15 protein-coding genes are annotated in these 16,893 nt (G+C 71.5%); 7 read left to right on the top strand and 8 right to left on the bottom strand.

The window, feature by feature from the left end:
* Positions 1-192: 192 nt before the first annotated feature.
* Positions 193-1,629 (top strand): LVIVD repeat-containing protein, encoded by a 1,437-nt coding sequence (locus FLX08_RS30090; RefSeq protein ID WP_142623635.1) that lies wholly within the window; start codon positions 193-195, stop codon positions 1,627-1,629.
* Positions 1,630-1,762: 133 nt separating this feature from the next.
* Here FLX08_RS30090 and FLX08_RS30085 read toward each other — a convergent pair whose 3' ends face one another.
* Positions 1,763-2,719 carry an RDD family protein gene (locus FLX08_RS30085; RefSeq protein ID WP_142623634.1) on the bottom strand — a complete coding sequence of 319 codons (957 nt, stop codon included), beginning with the start codon at positions 2,717-2,719 and terminating at the stop codon, positions 1,763-1,765.
* 40 nt (positions 2,720-2,759) lie between these two features.
* Between FLX08_RS30085 and FLX08_RS30080 the strand changes: the two genes are divergently transcribed.
* Positions 2,760-3,752 carry a stage II sporulation protein M gene (locus FLX08_RS30080; RefSeq protein WP_142623633.1) on the top strand — a complete coding sequence of 331 codons (993 nt, stop codon included), beginning with the start codon at positions 2,760-2,762 and terminating at the stop codon, positions 3,750-3,752.
* Here FLX08_RS30080 and FLX08_RS30075 read toward each other — a convergent pair whose 3' ends face one another.
* From FLX08_RS30075 to FLX08_RS30055, 5 genes are read right to left on the bottom strand one after another with little or no spacing between them, the layout of a single operon-like run.
* Positions 3,753-5,078, bottom strand: a complete 1,326-nt coding sequence (locus FLX08_RS30075; protein ID WP_142623632.1) for a DUF58 domain-containing protein — start codon at positions 5,076-5,078, stop codon at positions 3,753-3,755.
* 7 nt (positions 5,079-5,085) lie between these two features.
* Positions 5,086-6,051: an AAA family ATPase gene (locus FLX08_RS30070; RefSeq protein ID WP_142623631.1), complete on the bottom strand. Its 966-nt coding sequence runs from the start codon at positions 6,049-6,051 to the stop codon at positions 5,086-5,088.
* Positions 6,048-7,226 carry a DUF4350 domain-containing protein gene (locus FLX08_RS30065; protein WP_142623630.1) on the bottom strand — a complete coding sequence of 393 codons (1,179 nt, stop codon included), beginning with the start codon at positions 7,224-7,226 and terminating at the stop codon, positions 6,048-6,050. Before FLX08_RS30065 ends, FLX08_RS30070 begins: the two co-directional genes overlap by 4 nt.
* On the bottom strand, positions 7,223-7,861 hold the full coding sequence (locus tag FLX08_RS30060; RefSeq protein WP_244312997.1) for a DUF4129 domain-containing protein: 639 nt from the start codon (positions 7,859-7,861) through the stop codon (positions 7,223-7,225). The genes FLX08_RS30065 and FLX08_RS30060 overlap by 4 nt, the downstream gene beginning before the upstream one ends.
* A complete protein-coding gene (locus FLX08_RS30055; RefSeq protein ID WP_244312996.1) occupies positions 7,858-9,345 on the bottom strand; it encodes a DUF7847 domain-containing protein in 1,488 nt (495 codons plus the stop codon). The genes FLX08_RS30060 and FLX08_RS30055 overlap by 4 nt, the downstream gene beginning before the upstream one ends.
* Positions 9,346-9,642: 297 nt before the next feature.
* Here FLX08_RS30055 and mtrA point away from each other — a divergent pair, with 297 nt between their 5' ends.
* The 5 genes from mtrA to hpf all read left to right on the top strand — a co-directional run bounded on the left by mtrA (position 9,643) and on the right by hpf (position 15,832).
* Positions 9,643-10,320, top strand: a complete 678-nt coding sequence (gene mtrA, locus FLX08_RS30050) for an MtrAB system response regulator MtrA (RefSeq protein WP_030509347.1) — start codon at positions 9,643-9,645, stop codon at positions 10,318-10,320.
* A gap of 16 nt (positions 10,321-10,336) precedes the next feature.
* On the top strand, positions 10,337-12,079 hold the full coding sequence (gene mtrB / locus FLX08_RS30045; protein WP_142623629.1) for an MtrAB system histidine kinase MtrB: 1,743 nt from the start codon (positions 10,337-10,339) through the stop codon (positions 12,077-12,079).
* Complete coding sequence (locus FLX08_RS30040) at positions 12,066-13,835, top strand: LpqB family beta-propeller domain-containing protein (RefSeq protein ID WP_142623628.1); 1,770 nt, start codon at positions 12,066-12,068, stop codon at positions 13,833-13,835. Before mtrB ends, FLX08_RS30040 begins: the two co-directional genes overlap by 14 nt.
* A 55-nt stretch (positions 13,836-13,890) precedes the next feature.
* The gene (locus FLX08_RS30035) at positions 13,891-14,640 is read left to right on the top strand and encodes a ComF family protein (protein WP_244312995.1); all 750 of its coding nucleotides are present in this window, start codon (positions 13,891-13,893) and stop codon (positions 14,638-14,640) included.
* 526 nt (positions 14,641-15,166) lie between these two features.
* Positions 15,167-15,832, top strand: a complete 666-nt coding sequence (gene hpf, locus FLX08_RS30030; RefSeq protein WP_142623627.1) for a ribosome hibernation-promoting factor, HPF/YfiA family — start codon at positions 15,167-15,169, stop codon at positions 15,830-15,832.
* Between the two features lie 71 nt (positions 15,833-15,903).
* Here hpf and FLX08_RS30025 read toward each other — a convergent pair whose 3' ends face one another.
* Both FLX08_RS30025 and FLX08_RS30020 read right to left on the bottom strand, forming a co-directional pair.
* The gene (locus FLX08_RS30025; RefSeq protein WP_142623626.1) at positions 15,904-16,386 is read right to left on the bottom strand and encodes a hypothetical protein; all 483 of its coding nucleotides are present in this window, start codon (positions 16,384-16,386) and stop codon (positions 15,904-15,906) included.
* Between the two features lie 20 nt (positions 16,387-16,406).
* Positions 16,407-16,883 (bottom strand): hypothetical protein, encoded by a 477-nt coding sequence (locus FLX08_RS30020; protein ID WP_142623625.1) that lies wholly within the window; start codon positions 16,881-16,883, stop codon positions 16,407-16,409.
* Positions 16,884-16,893: the final 10 nt, after the last annotated feature.

Below are 16,893 nucleotides of genomic sequence, written 5' to 3'. Positions count from 1 at the left end.
CGTCCTGCGCGCTTCGCACCCTGCCTCCCTGTCGCGGAGCGTTCCGAGATCACGACGCTAACCCGGCAGGTACAGGAGGGCAAAGGGCGACATGTGCCAGTTTTATTGACAAGTTGACAACTGGCGGAATCATCCAGTCAGAAGTGACGATTTGGTCATTTATCCCCCCCCTTATAGGAGGAGGACAGCAAGTTGTTCACCTTACGCCGCAGCGGTCGTGCGCTTGCCGTGACGGGCGCAGCGGTCGTCCTGGCTCTGTCCGCCACTCTGTCCGCCACTGTGTCCGCCACTGCGTTCGCCAACCCCGTACAGGCCGCCGACGTGCTGGCTCCGGGCGCGATCGCCATGAGCGCGAACGTCACGCACGTCGCGAACGTGCCGACCCCCACCGCCCTGGCCGGCACCATCAACACCGACATCGCCTTCCAGGGCGACTACGCCTATGTCGGCAACTACGGCGGATTCACGATCTTCGACATCAGGAACCCGAAGAAGCCGGCGGTCGTGAGCTCGGTGGTCTGCCCCGGCTCCCAGATGGACATGTCCGTGTACGGCGACCTGCTGTTCGGGTCCGTCGACTCCTCCCGCAACGACGACTCGTGCGCCAGCACGTCCCAGTCGGCGTCGCTCAAGGAGTCGTGGGAGGGCGTCCGCATCTTCGACGTCAGGGACAAGTCGCACCCGAAGTACATCAAGTCGGTGGAGACGAACTGCGGGTCCCACACCCACACCCTCGTGCCGGACAAGAGGGGCGAGAACGTCTACATCTATGTCTCCTCCTACAGCCCGTCGGCGGCCTTCCCCGACTGCCAGCCGCCGCATGACCTGATCTCCATCATCAAGGTCCCGCTCAAGAACCCCACCGCCGCGTCCGTCGTGGCGACGCCGGTGCTGTTCCCGGACGGCGGCAACCCGGGTGACGGGCAGTCCTACCCCAACGGCACGTCCGCGACGACGGGCTGCCACGACATCACCGCGTACCCGGAGAAGGGCCTGGCCGCGGGCGCCTGCATGGGTGACGGCATCCTGATGGACATCCGCGACCCCGAGCACCCGAAGGTCCTCGACGTCGTACGCGACGACGAGAACTTCGCCTTCTGGCACTCGGCGACGTTCAACAACGAAGGCACCAAGGTGGTCTTCACCGACGAGCTCGGCGGCGGTGGCGCGGCCACCTGCAACGAGGCGATCGGCCCGAACCGCGGCGCCGACGCCATCTATGACATCGCTCCCGGCAATAAGCTCACCTTCCGGAGCTACTTCAAGATCAGTCGCTACCAGGACGACACCGAGAACTGTGTCGCGCACAACGGCTCGCTGATCCCGGTCAAGGGCCGCGACATCATGGTGCAGGCCTGGTATCAGGGCGGCGTCTCGATCTGGGACTTCACCGACTCGGCGCACCCGCAGGAGATCGGCTACTTCGAGCGCGGCCCGTGGTCGGAGCCGTTGAGCGCCGGCTATTGGTCGGCTTACTACTACAACGGCTACATCTACGGCAGCGAGTTCAACCAGGGATTCGACGTCCTGCGGATCACCGACCCGCGTACTAACCAGGCCAAGAGCGTGAAGATGGACATCCTCAACGTGCAGAGCCAGGGCTCGTACCGCGAGCACGGCAGGCACTAGAGGCATGGAAGGAGGCGGGCATCTCCGGTGCGGCCTCTCCCGCAACGCACCGGCGATGCCCGCCTCAACCCCACTGCAGGTATGCCCCATGACCTGCAATGACCACAGGTGCCCCGCAAATGGGGCTCTACACCTAAACGGGCGGAACAAATCCTCCCGATGTCGTCGGAGCGTCTCCACGGGGAAGCTCCGCCGGTCTCGGCGGGGCCGGCGCCGGCACGCCGTATCCCTGCCCGCCGGCCCCCTGCCCGCCGTGTCCATAAGTGCTGTGTCCATAAGCGCCGTGTTCATAAGCGCCGTGTTCATAAGCGCCGTACCCCTGGGGACCGTACGGCGGGGGCGTGGAACGGGCCCGGGCGAGCCGCATCTCCTCGCGCCGCCTGCGTTCGGCCAGCACGGCGGCCAGATAGGCGTACGGCGGAACGCCGGGCGGGGGCGGCGGCGCCACCCGCGCGCTGACCTGCGCGGCCACGCGCACCCCCATCTCGTCCCGCATCCGAGGGCTGAGCTGGTTCCACCGGGACAGGTACTGCCGGGCCGTGTTGGCAAGGTCGTCCGACAGCCCGGACAACTCCAGCGTCGCGGCCCACGACGCGAGCGCCGGAGGCATCTCCGGCGGCGGGGCCTGCTGCGGCGTGCGCTCCCCGATGACGGTCGTCCCCGCGAACACGTCCCCCAGGCGCTTGCCGCGCTGGTTGAGTAGCGACGTGATGAGCGCGGGCGCGCCGGCGAACGTCCAGAACTCCAGGAACCCGGCGAGCCCGCGGAACAACGCCTGCCGGAAGCGTTCCGGCCCGCCGTCGTCGCTCACCACACGCAGGCCGAGGGCGAGCTTGCCCAGCGAGCGGCCCCTGCTGAGCGTCTCGAACGCGACCGGATAGCCCACCGTCACCAGCACGAGGAACAGGATGAACAGGCCGGTGGCCAGCGAGTCGTCGGTCACCAGGGACGCCTGCGTGACCAGCACGACGGCCAGGATCATCACCGCCCACTGGATGACCCAGTCGATGAGGAAGGCCAGGGCGCGGCTGGGAAGCTGGGCGACGCGAACCTCTACGACGACCGCCTCGCCGGTCACGACTTCGGACACACTGCGCACCCTACTGTGTCGCGCCTATAGGGTCCGATCCGTGGACATCGATGCGTTCGTCGCCGCGAGCAAGCCGTCCTGGGACCGGCTGGACGACCTCGTACGGCGGCAGCGCAGGCTGCGCGGCGCGGAGGTCGACGAGCTGGTCGAGCTCTACCAGCGGGCGGCGACCCACCTGTCCATCGTGCGGTCGGGGTCGTCCGACGCCCTTCTCGTCGGACGCCTGTCGTCGCTGGTGGCGAGGGCGCGCTCGGCCGTCACGGGCGCGCACAGCCCGGCATGGCGGGAGGTCGCCCGGTTCTTCACGGTGTCGTTCCCGGTGGTGGCCTATCGGGCGCGCCGGTGGTGGATCGGCGTCACGGTGGTCTCGCTCGCGGTCGCGTACGTCGTGGGCGTGTGGGTGGCGCGCGACCCCGCCGTGCAGACCCTCATCGGCACACCGGAGGAGATCCGGCAGGTCGTCGAGCACGATTTCGCCGACTACTACTCGGAGAATCCGGCGGCGTCGTTCGCCGGCCACGTGTGGCTGAACAACGCCTGGCTGTCCATGCAGGTGGTGGTCTCGGCGATCCTGCTCGGCCTGCCCATTCCCTACATCCTGTTCCAGAACGCGGCCAACGTGGGGCTCATGGGCGGCCTGATGCACGCGCATGACAAGGCGGACGTGTTCTGGGGCCTGATCCTGCCGCACGGCATGCTGGAGCTGACCGCGGTCTTCCTGGCGGCGGCCGCCGGGCTGCGGCTGGGCTGGACCGCCGTCGACCCCGGCCCGAGGCGGCGCGCGGAGGCGCTGGCCGAGCAGGGCAGGGCCGTGATGAGCGTCGCGCTCGGCCTGGTCGTAGTGCTGCTCGTGTCCGGGCTCATCGAGGCGGGGGTCACCCCGTCGGGCCTGCCGACCTGGGCGCGCATCTCCATCGGCGCGCTCGCCGAGGCGCTGTTCATCGCGTACGTGGTCGTCTTCGGCCGCCGGGCGGAACGCGCGAACGAGACGGGCGACATCGAGCACGCCCCCGATGTCATACCCACCACCTGATCAGAGCCGGCCGGCGGCCTTCAGCGCCAGGTACGCGTCCGCGAGCGCCGGGGCGACGTCCTCGGGCAGGGCGTCCACGACCTCCACGCCGTGGCGCCGCAGCACCGCGGTGATCCCACGCCGTTCGCCGCGCAGCCGCTCGGCCGCCGCGGCGTCGTACACGGCCTCCGCGGTGCCGCGCCCGGCCGCCATGCCGGCGACGCGCGGGTCGGCGACCGAGGCCACCACGACCATGTGCCGGGACGACAGGCTGGGCAGCACGGGCAGCAGCCCCTCCTCCATGGCCGTGGCGTTCAGGTCGGTCAGCAGCACCACCAGACAGCGCCGCCTGGCCCTGGACAGCACGGCCGCCACCATGCCCGCGGCGTCGGCCTCGACCAGCTCCGCCTCGATCGGCGCCATGGCGTCCACCAGCGACGACAGCAGTTCGGTGCGTGACGCGCCGGACACCTGGGCGCGTACGGCACGGTCGTAGGCGAGGAAGTCGACGCGGTCGCCGGCCCGTGCCGCGAGCGCGGCCAGCAGCAGCGCGGCGTCCATCGACCAGTCCAGGCGAGGCCACCCGGACCGCCCGGAGCCGGGCAGCGGCGCCTCCCCGACCCGGCCCGCCGAGGTGCGGCCCGTGTCGAGCACGATCAGCACCCGGCGGTCGCGCTCGGGCCGCCAGGTGCGTACGACGACGTCGCTGCGCCGGGCGCTCGCCCGCCAGTCGATCGAGCGGACGTCGTCGCCCACGACGTATTCACGCAGCGAGTCGAACTCGGTGCCCTGGCCGCGCACCAGCGCCGGGTGCCGTCCGTCGAGCTCGCGCAGCCGGGCCAGCCGCGCCGGCAGGTGCCTGCGGCTGAGGAACGGCGGCAGCACCCGGACGGTCCACGGCACATGGAACGTCCGCTGCCGCGCCGCCAGGCCCAGCGGCCCGACCGAGCGGACCGTCACGGCGACGGCCTCCCGGTCGCCCCTGCGGGTGGGCGTCAGCGTCGTGACCAGGCGCCGCCGCTCGCGGGCCGGCACGTCGAGCGTCACCCGCCGCGGTGCGGCCCCGGCCGAGGGCTGCCAGGCGTCGCGCAGCACGCCCCGCACGCGCCGCCCGCCCGGGTTGTCCACGACCAGGCCGATGGTGGCCGACTGCCCGAGGCGCATCCGCCGTTCGCCGTCGCGCCGGAAGCGGAGCCCGCGTACGGCGCCCGCGAGCAGCAGGTCGGCCGTCACGAGCACGGCGAGCACGAGCGCGGCGGCCAGGACGACCAGGCCGGGCGCGGGGGCGAGGAGCACGACGATCGCGGCGAGGGCGGCGAGCAGTCCCGTGCGTCCGGTCAGCGCCACGTGGCCCTCACCGGGGCACGGGGACGGCGGCCAGGATGCCCTCCAGGATGCCGTCGGGGGTGGCGCCCTCCAGCTCGGCCTCCGGGCGCAGCCCCACTCGGTGGCGCAGGGCGGGCCGCGCCAGGGCCTTCACGTCGTCCGGCGTCACGTACGACCGTCCCGACAGCCACGCCCACGCCCGCGCCGCGGCGAGCAGCGCGGTGGCCCCACGCGGTGAGACGCCGAGCTGGAGCGAGGGCGACTGCCGGGTGGCCCGCGCGACGTCCACGATGTAGCCGAGCACCTCGGGGCTCGCGTGGACCTGCGCGACCGCCCGGCGTCCCGCCGCGAGGTCGGCCGCGGACGCCACCGCCTTGATCTCCGTCAGGTCGCGCGGGTCGAAGCCGAGCGCGTGCCGTTCGAGTACGGCGATCTCCTGCTCGCGCGGCGGCAGCGGCACGGTCAGCTTGAGCTGGAACCGGTCGAGCTGCGCCTCGGGGAGCTGGTAGGTGCCCTCATACTCGACGGGGTTCTGGGTCGCCACGACGATGAAGGGATCCGGCAGCGCGCGGGCCGCGCCCTCGACGCTGACCTGCCGTTCCTCCATGGCCTCCAGCAGCGCGGCCTGGGTCTTCGGAGGGGTGCGGTTGATCTCGTCGGCGAGCAGCAGGTTGGTGAAGACCGGCCCCTCGCGGAACTCGAACTCGGCCGTCCTGGCGTCGTAGACCAGCGATCCCGTGACGTCGCCCGGCATCAGGTCGGGGGTGAACTGCACCCGCTTGAAGTCCAGGGCGAGCGTGGCCGACAGCGTGCGTACGAGCAGGGTCTTGGCCACGCCGGGCACGCCTTCGAGCAGCACGTGACCCCGGCACAGCAGCGCGATGACCAGGCCGGTGACGACGGGGTCCTGGCCCACGACCGCCTTGGCCACCTCCGCCCGCAGCGCCGCGAGCGCCTCGCGGGCGGCGTCCGCGTCCGATTCAGGTGTGGTCACGAGTCTCGTACCTGCCTTTCGAGTGAGTCCAGGTGGGCGGCGAGGGTCACCAGCGCGGTGTCGTCTCCGGGCGGCGGGCCGCACAGCAGCGTCAGCACCGGCTCCGGGTCGCGGCCGGTGCGCGCGGCGGCGGCGACGGCGACCTCCTCCGGGGTCGCGGTGCGGGGCAGTCCGAGGCGGGGGGCGAGCCGGTCGGCCGCGGCGGCCCGCAACGCGAGGGCCGCCCGGTCTCTGGCCCGGCGGGACCGATAGAGGCGTCCGCGCCCCTCGACGGTCTCCGCGGCCCGCACGACCACGGGCAGGCGCTCGGCCACGACGGGCCCGAGCCTGCGCCCGCGCCACAGGGCGGTCAGGGCCACCGCGACGATGAGCTGGAGGACCGCCCACTTCACGCCGCCGGGGATGAGGTCGCCGAGCGAGCGGGCCTCCCCGCCGGCTTCTTCGCCGGTCTCATCCCCGGGACCGCCCGCCTCGTCGAAGTCGTCGGGCCCGGCGAGCCAGACGAGCTTCGGCCGCGCCCCGGCGAGGTTCAGCGCGAGCGCCGCGTTGCCGTCCTCCGCGAGGCGCAGGTTGGTCATGAACGACGCGTCGCCCAGCACGGTCACCGTGTGCCCGTCCGCCGTGTAGCGGACCAGCGAGCGGCCGTCGCCGGCGGGGTAGCAGCCGGTGGACCCGCGCGGCCCGGTGAAGGACATGCCGCCCGTGTAGGCGTCGCCGGCCCGCACCGCCTCCGGCAGCGTGCACTCCGGGGCCCGCGACCGGGCGCGTACGGGGCCCTCCCTGCGTACGCCGGGGGCGAGCACGTCGAGGTGGGGCACGGCGCCCGCCATGAGCCGGTCGCCGGGGGCCTCGGCGATGCGATGGGCGGCGTCGCGGTTCAGGAAGCTCGCCTCGGTGACCAGCAACAAGGTCTGCGGCCCGGCGGCGGCCACCGCTGCGCCGGGGGTCTCCACCCGGACCACCTCGACCCCGTGCGCCTGGAGCAGCCTGGCGAGCGCGGCGCTGCCGTCCAGCGAGGTGTCGGCGGGATCGAGGGTGCGGCCGCCGGACTGTCCCTCGGAGAGCAGCAGCGGCAGCACCGCCGTGACCAGCACGAGCAGCACCACCGACGCGACCCAGGCCGCCTGCCGCACACGCCCCGGCGTCCTGGCGGTCCCGGCAACCCCGGCGGTCATGCGCCCACGCCCGCGCGGGCCGACCTCAGGCGCTCGTCCAGGGCGGTGAGCGAGAGGTAGCCCTCCCGGGTGCCGCCCAGCCCGCCGTAGGTCACGTCGTCGAACAGCCGTGCCGCCGCGCGCAGGTCCGCCGCGTGGGGCGGCAGCGCCTGCCCGGCGGCGTCGGCCAGCTCCACGGCGGTGCGGCCGGGCATCGGGCCGACGATCGCGCGTTCCTCCAGTTCGCGGGCGATCGCGCGCAGCCGCTCCTGGATGGCCCCGGCCCAGCTCCCTTCGGCCGCCAGGCGCTCGGCCTCGGCGCGATGCTCGGCGGCCGTCCGCTCACGCTGCCCGAACACCGCACCGTTCTCCGTACGCGGGTCGCGGGAGAAGCGGCGCAGGGCCCACAGGAGCAGCACGGCCAGGACGGCGAGGATGACGGCGATGACGACGAGCGACGTCACGCCGCCTCCGCCCGTGCCGCCGCCGCTCATGAGGTCGCCGAGGAACTGCGAGATCTCCCGCTGCAGCCGGTCGAACAGCGGCTCGTGCTGGTAGCCCGCACCGGACAGCTCGCGCGCGGCCTCCCGGGCGGCCTGGTCGCGGCCGACGTCGATCGGCGAGGCGAGCAGCGCCGCCGCCCGCACGGCCGTCACGCCTGCGGGCCGTACGGCCCGTATGGCCCTTGAGGCCCGGCAGGCCCCTGCGGCCCGGAAGATCCCTGCGGCCCGTATGGACCCTGCGGCCCGTACGGCGGAGCCCCGTGATAGGGCCCGGAGCCCGGCGCCGTCCCGGCGGCGTAGCTCGGGTGCCACAGGTCGTCGACCCCGGCGTGGACCCAGCCCTGCGACTGGTTCTGCGCCGCCGCCGTCTGCAGCACGAGGTCGAACGCCTCGGCCCGCATCCGCCGGTCGGCGTACAGCAGCCCGGCCACGCCCGCCTGGAAGGGGTAGGTGATCATGGAGGCGAGCACCTGGCCGACCGCCAGGAGGAGTGCCGCGATCACGGTCCCGCCCGCGGTGCCGCCGTTCAGCATCCCGATGAGCGAGCCGCCGAACGTGAACGGGATCGCCAGCACGCTGCTGATGATGGCCGCGAGTATGGCGGTGAGCAGCAGGATGCCGAGCACCCGCCAGCTGTCGCCCTTGACCAGCCGCCACGACCGGCTCATGGCGTCGGTGACCCCGCGGCCCTCCAGCACGACGGCGGGGGCCGACAGCGACAGGCGCGTGTAGAGGAACAGCAGATAAGGGATGTAGGCCAGGATGAACAGCAGGCCGAGGAGGGCCCCGATCCCGGCGGCGGCGCTTCCCATCGTGTCGAACGCGTCGGCCGCGGCGAGGCCCACGACCACCGCGACGACCGCCAGTAGCGGCAGCAGGAGGATGAGCGCCTGCAGCAGCACCAGCCCGAACAATGCGGGCACCCGGCCCCGCGCCAGCCGCCACGCCTCGCCCACGGTGATGCGCCCGCCGAACACCGCGCGGCCGAGCACCCGGGTGAGGACGCCGGTGAGGATCGTGGTGCCGACGAACGTCATGACGTAGGTGAGGATCGAACCGACATATTGCGCGGCCAGCCCGGCGACCGGCACGTCCGCCGTGCCTTCGACGTACGACGGGTCGGCCATGAGATCGCCGAGCGAGCCGAACGAGATGGCCTGCCCGATCGCGGCCGGGATCCCGGTCACCGCCGCCACGATCGCCGACAGGCCGAGCGTGGCCTTGGGGTTCGACCGGATCAGTTTGATCGTGCCGTCGAGGATGTCGCCGAGCGTCAACGGGCGCAGCGGGATGATGCCCGGCCGCGGCGCGTCCGGCGCCCGGTATCCGTACCCGTACTGTCCTGACCCGTACTGCCCTGACCCGTACTGCCCTGCGTACGGCCCGCCTCCCGGCGGCGCGTACGGAGCGGAGGGCGCGGACGGATAGGGCGCGGACGGATAGGGCGCAGAGGGATGGGGCGCGGACGGATAGGGACCGGAGGGAGGGGGACCGGACGGGTTCCCGCCCTGCGGCGCGCCGGCGCCGGGAGATGCCCAGGAGGGCCCGGACGCCCCGGCGGCCCCGCCGTACGGGGGAGGTTGCTCGGCCGCCCAGCCGGAGGGCATGTCGGGGGTGGAGCCGGGGCCGTCTGTCATGTCCCAATCCTGGCATGATGTACGCGCGCGCCGCGCGGTCCTGTTAGGAGGGCTCTGGTAGGAGGCTCTGAGGGGATGGCCGAAACGGGGGGTGCGGGCGCACACTTGGAACGTGACCGCACCACGGGATTCCCGCCGGTGTGACCGCATCTGGTCAGATAATCGCGCGCTTCGTCCGCTGCGCCTAAACTCCATCCACTGTCGTGGTCGTGTAACACCAAAGCGGTGGCCACGGTAGCCTGCGGGGGAAACTGTGACAAACGCCCAAATCTCCCAAACGCGTACGAATGAGGGGCCATGAAAGGACGCGTGCTGGTCGTCGACGACGACGCCGCTCTCGCCGAGATGCTCGGCATCGTCTTGCGCGGGGAGGGCTTTGAGCCGTCGTTCGTGTCCGATGGAGACAAGGCGCTCGACGCCTTCAGGGACACCCGGCCGGACCTCGTCCTGCTCGACCTGATGCTCCCCGGTGCCGACGGCATCGACGTCTGCCGTCGCATCCGCGCCGAGTCCGGCGTCCCGATCGTGATGCTGACGGCCAAGAGCGACACCATCGACGTGGTGCTCGGCCTTGAGTCCGGCGCGGACGACTACATCGTCAAGCCGTTCAAGCCGAAGGAGCTCGTGGCCCGCGTGCGCGCCCGCCTGCGCCGCACCGACGAGCCCACGCCCGAGATCCTGCAGATCGGCGACATCACCATCGACGTGGCCGGCCACTCGGTCAAGCGCGGAGAGGAGACCATCAACCTCACGCCGCTGGAGTTCGACCTGCTGGTCGCGCTGGCCCGCAAGCCCCGTCAGGTCTTCACCCGCGAGGTGCTGCTGGAGCAGGTCTGGGGCTACCGGCACGCCGCCGATACTCGCCTGGTGAACGTGCACGTCCAGCGCCTGCGCGCGAAGATCGAGAAGGACCCGGAGCACCCGGAGATCGTCGTCACGGTCCGGGGTGTGGGCTACAAGGCCGGCCCGGCGTAGGCTGCACGTCAGCGTCATGCCGGTCCCCGTGAGGAAACGCCGTCGCCGGACCCCGGGCCAGATCGCCCGCGGGGTCCGCAGACGCGCGCGCCGCCTCGCGGGCCGGCTGCGGCACGTCTGGCGGCGCTCGCTCCAGCTTCGCGTCGTCACCAGCACGCTTGTGCTGTCGATGGCCGTGGTGGTCGTCCTCGGCGTCTTCCTGATGCAGTCGATCGTCGCGTCGGTGCTGACCAGCACCGAGGTGTCCGCGGTCGAGGAGTCGCGGGCGAACATCGCGACCGCGAGCGGTTACCTCACCCAGCCCGCGGACTCGACCGACATCACCCAGGACGCCACCGACCAGGGGCAGACGCTGAACCCCGTCGACGCGGCGGCGAAGGCGCTGACCGACCGCTCCGGAGGCCGCTACGACGTCGTCATCTTCAACGACGCGTCGGTCGGCGAGGGCCGGGCGTCCGGGCAGATCGACTGGACGAGCATTCCGGCCTCCATGCGGGTGAAGGTCCAGAACAGCGACGAGCAGACGCTCCTGGCCCAGACCGTGAAGATCCGATACATCGGCGCGAAGCCGCCCGAGAGCGCCTGGCTGGTGGGCGGCCGGGTGAACGGGAGCTACGAGATCTACCACGTCTTCCCGCTCGGCGACGAGGAGAAGACGCTGCTCACGGTGCAGCAGATGGTCTTCGGCGCGGGAGCGGCGCTCGTGCTGCTGCTGGCCGGCGTCGCCTCGCTGGTCACCCGGCAGGTGGTCACGCCCGTACGGCTCGCGCGCCAGGCGGCGGAACGGCTCGCCGCCGGCCGGCTGGAGGAGCGGCTCAAGGTGCGCGGGGAGGACGACCTCGCCCGGCTGGCGACCTCGTTCAACGAGATGGCGTCCAACCTCGCCGTGAAGATCCACCAGCTGGAGGAGCTCTCCCAGGTGCAGCGGCAGTTCGTCTCCGACGTCTCCCACGAGCTGCGCACGCCGCTGACGACCGTCCGCATGGCCGCCGACCTGCTCTACGAGGGACGTGAGGACTTCGATCCCGCCTCCGCGCGGGCCGCCGAGCTCATGCAGAACCAGCTCGAACGCTTCGAGCCGATGCTCGCCGACCTGCTGGAGATCAGCCGCTACGACGCCGGGGCGGCCACCCTCGACCTCGACCCCGTCGACATGCGCGACGTGGTCCTGCGCGCCGTGGGCGACTCCGAGGCGCTCGCCGAGCGGCAGGCCACCCGGTTCGAGTTGCGTCTGCCCAACGAGCCGTGCATGGCCGAGGTGGACGGCCGCAGGGTCGAGCGCATCCTGCGCAACCTGCTCTTCAACGCCATCGAGCACGGCGAGGGCAAGGACATCGTCGTCACGCTCGGCGCCGACCGCGACGCGGTGGCGGTGGCCGTACGCGACCACGGGGTCGGCCTCAAGCCGGGCGAGGAGACGATGGTGTTCGACCGCTTCTGGCGGGCCGACCCCTCGCGCGCCCGCACCATCGGCGGCACCGGCCTCGGCCTGGCGATCTCACGGGAGGACGCCATGCTGCACGGCGGCTGGCTCCAGGCGTGGGGCGCGCCGGGGGAGGGCAGCCAGTTCCGCCTGTCGCTGCCGCGCGTGGCGGGGGCCCCGCTGCGCGGCTCGCCGCTGCCGCTCGTGCCGCCAGAGGTGGAGATGCGCCGCACGTGGCGTGGTCACGCCACGCCGGTGCTGACCCCCGCGCCCGCGGAGACGGCGCCGAGGGTGCGGGAGAACGTGGACGCGGGAGCCTTCGATGCGGCGGACTGAGCGGCTCGCCGCCCGCCGCCTGTCCGCGGCCGTGGGGACGGCGCTCGTCCTGGTCTCCGGCGGAGCGGGGTGCGCCACCGTGCCCACGAGCGGCAGCCCCCGCGTCGCCCAGGAGGACCACGGCAAGGACACGCTCAGCCAGCCGTACGTGCGGCTCATCGCGACCCCGCCCAAGAAGGGCGCCCCGCCCGAGGACATCGTGAGGGGCTTCCAGGCCGCCATGGCCGCCTTCGACGATCCCGGCCTCACCATCGCCAGGGAGTACCTCACCCCCGGCGCGGTCAAGCGCTGGAACCCCTGGCGGCAGACCCGCATCTACGAAGGCAAGATCGAGTCGGACCACACGCTGGACCTCCAGAAGGCCATGCGGACGACGGTGACGCTGAAGGGCACGGCGGTCGCCACGATCGACCCCGAGGGCAGGTCGACCCCGGCCGCCGGCACCATCGGCGAGCCGTTCACGCTGGTCAAGCAGAACGGCGAGTGGCGGATCGACGTGCTCTCCGACGGCCGCCTGCTGTCGTACGACGACCTGCAGCGCGCGTACCGGAGGGTGGACCTGTACTACCCGCCGGCCACCGGGGAGGTCGGTCTCGTCGCCGACAGGGTGTGGGTGCCGATCGAGCCCGGCAGGGGCGTGCCCGAGACGCTGGTCCGCCGCCTGCTCGCCGGGCCGACCTCCTCCATCAGGAACGCGGTGAGCAGCGCGTTCCCGCCGGGCACGGAGCTGAACCGGATCACCGTCGAGGGCGACACGGTCGTGCTCGACTTCTCCTCCGAGCTGGAGTCGGTGCCCGCCGACCGCCTCGACGCGCTCAAGGCGCAGCTCGTGTGGACGCTCGGCGAGCTGGTCACCGGCCGCACCGTGGAGATCCGGGTGAACGGCGAGTCGGGGAGGCGGTTCCGGCCCGCCGACTACGCCCGCTATGACCCGAACGTGCTGACCGGCTCCCTGCAGGCCTACTACATGCAGGGCGGCAGGCTGCTGCAGTTCAAGGAGAAGGGCGACGGCACCCCCGTGCCGGGCGCGGCCGGCGAGCAGACCGGGAAGTTCTCCCAGCCGGCGGTCTCCAACCCCAACGAGTTCCCGCCCCACGTGGCCGCCCTGCTCAACGGCGACGGCGTCTACGTCGCCCCGATGACCCCGAGCAGTCAGTGGCAGCGGTGGATCGCGGGCGCGGACATGAGCCCGCCCTCCTGGGACCGGTACGGCGCCGTGTGGTCGGCCGAGAGGGTGAACCCGCACGAGAGCCGGGTCTGGACGGCCGAGAACGGCCGGGCCCGCCGGGTGGACGTCGACGACGAGCTGTCGTACGGACGGATCCTCGAACTGCGGGTCTCCCGCGACGGCGCCCGGATCGCCGCGATCGTCGACGACGGCCTCGGCACCTCCGTGAAGATCGGCACGATCGTCCGCAACGGCCAGCAGACGCGGATCGAGTCCGTACGGACGCTGATCGAGCCGCGCGACGCGCGCAAGATCAAGGACATCGCGTGGCAGGACGCCGCCGACCTGCTCGTGCTGTCCGAGGGCAGCAGCGGCCAGGAGCTGGCCACCTGGTCGGTGATGGAGGGCGTGGTCCCCAACGACGGCCCCATCAAGCTCGACTCGAAGATCAAGTCGATCGCGGCCGTGCCCGACCACGTGCTCGCGGCGGCAGACGAGGGCCAGGTGCTCACCTACAGCGTGGACAAGCGCGCCTGGACCCCGCGCGCCGACAAGGGCTCCACGGACCCGGTCTATCCCCTCGGCTGACCCCGCACCTGGTGACGGTCCGTGAAATGTCGGTGGCGGACGGCAAGCTGAGGGCGTGCTGCCGTCCGCCCTGCTCGACCTGATCCTCCCGCCGCGCTGCGCCGGATGCGGCGCGCCGGGCGTCCTCGCCTGCCCGTTCTGCCGTGCCGAGCTGCTGCGGGAGCCGGCCCCACGGCCGCCGGACCCGCCGCCTCCGGGCCTGCCCGAGTGCTGGTCGGCCACCGCCTACGACGGCGCCGCCCGCCGGATGATCCTCGCCTGCAAGGAACGCGGCCGAACGGCCCTGGTGCCGGTGCTGGCGGCCTCCGTGAGCGCCTGTGTGACCGCCTGGGCGGCCACACGGGCGGCCACAGGCGCTGGGGGCCGAGGATCCTCTCGCGAGCTGTGGCTGGTGCCGGTGCCGAGCGCCCGCGCAGCCTCCCGCCGCCGGGGGCACGACCCCGTCCGCGCCGTCGCCGCGGCGGCGGCCCGCGAGCTGTGCCGACGCGGCCGGCCCGCCGCCCTCGCGCCCCTGCTTCGGCAGTGCCGCCGCGTGGCAGACCAGGCGGGGCTGGGATCGGCGGAGCGGGCCGTCAACCTGTCGGGGGCGTTCGAGGTCGTGCCGGGCGGGGCGGCGCGGCCACGGCCGTCTGACGGCTGTTCGGAGGCCGCCGACGTGGTCCTGGTGGACGACATCGTCACGACGGGGACGACGCTGGCGGAGGCGGCCAGGGCGCTGCGCGCGGCCGGAGCGGAGCCGTCCGCGGCGGTGACCATCGCGGCGACACGCCGGAGATGCCCGATTGGTGAATATCACGGAACGTAAAACCTTGGGTAAGAGTGCGGCGTGTCGCCCGGACGCGACCGCCCTCCGACTTCGTGGGGACTTGCCTGCTCAAAGCAGGTGTGGATGCCCTGGTTGCGGGGATTCCCAGAATATGACCACGAATTTTCCGGCGGTGAGATGGCAACCGGGATCACGCAAAGTGATCGTTTAGCGGATCTCCTGGCTGACATCCGAGGCGGTAGCGACTAGCGTTCAGACATGGCACCCGTTCGGGTCCGTGGTTGCGCCGGGCCGGCTCCCTCGCGGGGTCCGGCCTGGTTAGCCGATGCCAGCCGCAGGCGAAACGGCCCACGTAAGGCGACTCTTGGTCGACCGATCACGGTGCGGCTTAGAGGTAAGTCCTGCCCTCCCGGGGGTCCAGATGTCCCCCGCAAGAGGAGAAGGGCAGTAGTGGCGAGTGAGCTGCGAACCCCTCAGCAGGCGGATGTGGGGACGAAGACCAGGTCGGCCGGACGGGTGCCCAGGAGCGCGTACACCATCGTCGATGTGCGAAGGGGGGCTTTGCGTGGAAATCATCGTCAAGGGACGGCACACCACTGTGGGTGACCGGTTCCGCGATCAAGTGACGTCCAAGCTGGCCAGGATCCAGAAGCTCAACAACAAGCTCATCCAGGTCGACGTAGAGGTCTCGAAGGAACCCAACCACCGGCAGAGCGGGCAGCGTGAACGGGTGGAGCTGACCATCCACTCGCGGGGCCCCGCCATCCGCGCGGAGGCCTGCGCGGACGACCGGTTCTCGGCGCTGGACATCGCCATCGGCAAACTGGAGGAACGGCTGAGGCGGCTCGCCGATCGGCGCAAGATCCATCACGGGAAGAACTGCCCTCCCTCGATGGCAGAGCTCACCGCCGTGACCGAGAACGCGCAGGAGGTGGTCACGAGCGTCCGGGAGGAGCCGGAGCTGGTCGCCGAGATTTCGGTCGAGATCGCCGGAGGGCGGGCCCGGAGTTCCGAGCCCATCGTGCCCATCGAGATGGACGGCGAAGGGCCGCTGATCGTACGCGAGAAGTTCCACAAGGCCGACCCCATGACGATCGATCAGGCGCTCCTGGAAATGGAGCTCGTCGGACACGACTTCTACCTCTTCCGCGACAAGGAAGGGGGTCAGCCGAGCGTCGTCTACCGGCGCCGCGGCTACGACTACGGAGTCCTCAGGCTCGTGGAGAGCTAGGACCTCGCCCAACGTGGGCCGGACCTCGCTCAGCGGGGCCGGCCCACACTCGTACGCCCCTTTTTTCGAGGTCAGATCACTCGTTCCGGATTCTTAACGCATTCCGTGTCGCCGCCGATGTTGATTCCGACAGGGGAAGCGGGCACCCCCACGCTGATGCCGCCCACGCCTGTGCGTTCGGCGCCGGCTACGCGACCTTTCGTGTAGTTGATGGTCCAGCCACGCTGGCGCAACACCGTGAGGACTTCGCGAAACACCTCGTCCGGATTCGACGTGTCGTCTGCGGTGTCGCTGCGAACCGTGAGGACACTTGTCACGCTCGTGTCGTCGGTACCGACAGGCCCGCCACACGGCGCATCCTTCACCTGCACCGCGACGAGAGGGTCGGCGTCAGGGAAGACCGCCTGGATGATGGCCTTGGCCTCGGTGATGAGAACCTGGCGTGATTGTTCGGGGGTCATCTCTATCTCCGGTTCATGCATGCAGCAGGCCAGGGGAATGGGCAGGCATAGCATCGCGATGATGGTGCGGCGGTTCCGGGGCAGGGAGATCATGGTGCCGGACCGTCGGATTCCTATTTATCTAGGTTTTCTACGCACTCGGTCCTTCCGTCGATATTGACGCCGACCGGTGCCTCCGGGACGCCGACTCGGAAGCCGCCGACGCCCTTGCGTTCTGCCCCGACTACTCGACCATTCGTGTAGTTGATCGTCCAGCCGCGCTGTTTCAGCACGTCGAGGACCTTGCGGAACACCTCGTCGGGATTCTGTGCACCATCCGGCGCCTTACCGAGGACGGAATAGGCGCTTTCTACGCTACTGGAGTCTGTGCCGACCGGACCGCCGCACGGTACGTCTTGGCCGATCAGGATGACGCGGGGGTCGGCGTCGGGAAAGACGGCCTGGATGACGGCTTTGGCCTCGGTGACGAAGACCTGGCGTGATTGCTCGGGGGTCATCTCTATCTCCGGTTCATGCGTGCAGCCGACCAGGAACATGGGCAGGCTTAGCATTGCGATGCCGATGCGGTGGCTGCGGGGCAGGGAGATCATCTGGGCTATG

It is taken from the genome of Microbispora hainanensis, from assembly GCF_006874475.1.
GTDB classification, from domain to species: Bacteria; Actinomycetota; Actinomycetes; order Streptosporangiales; family Streptosporangiaceae; genus Microbispora; species Microbispora hainanensis.
The sequence above is the reverse complement of the archived record's forward strand: the minus strand, read 5'-3'. Positions and strand labels throughout refer to the sequence as shown.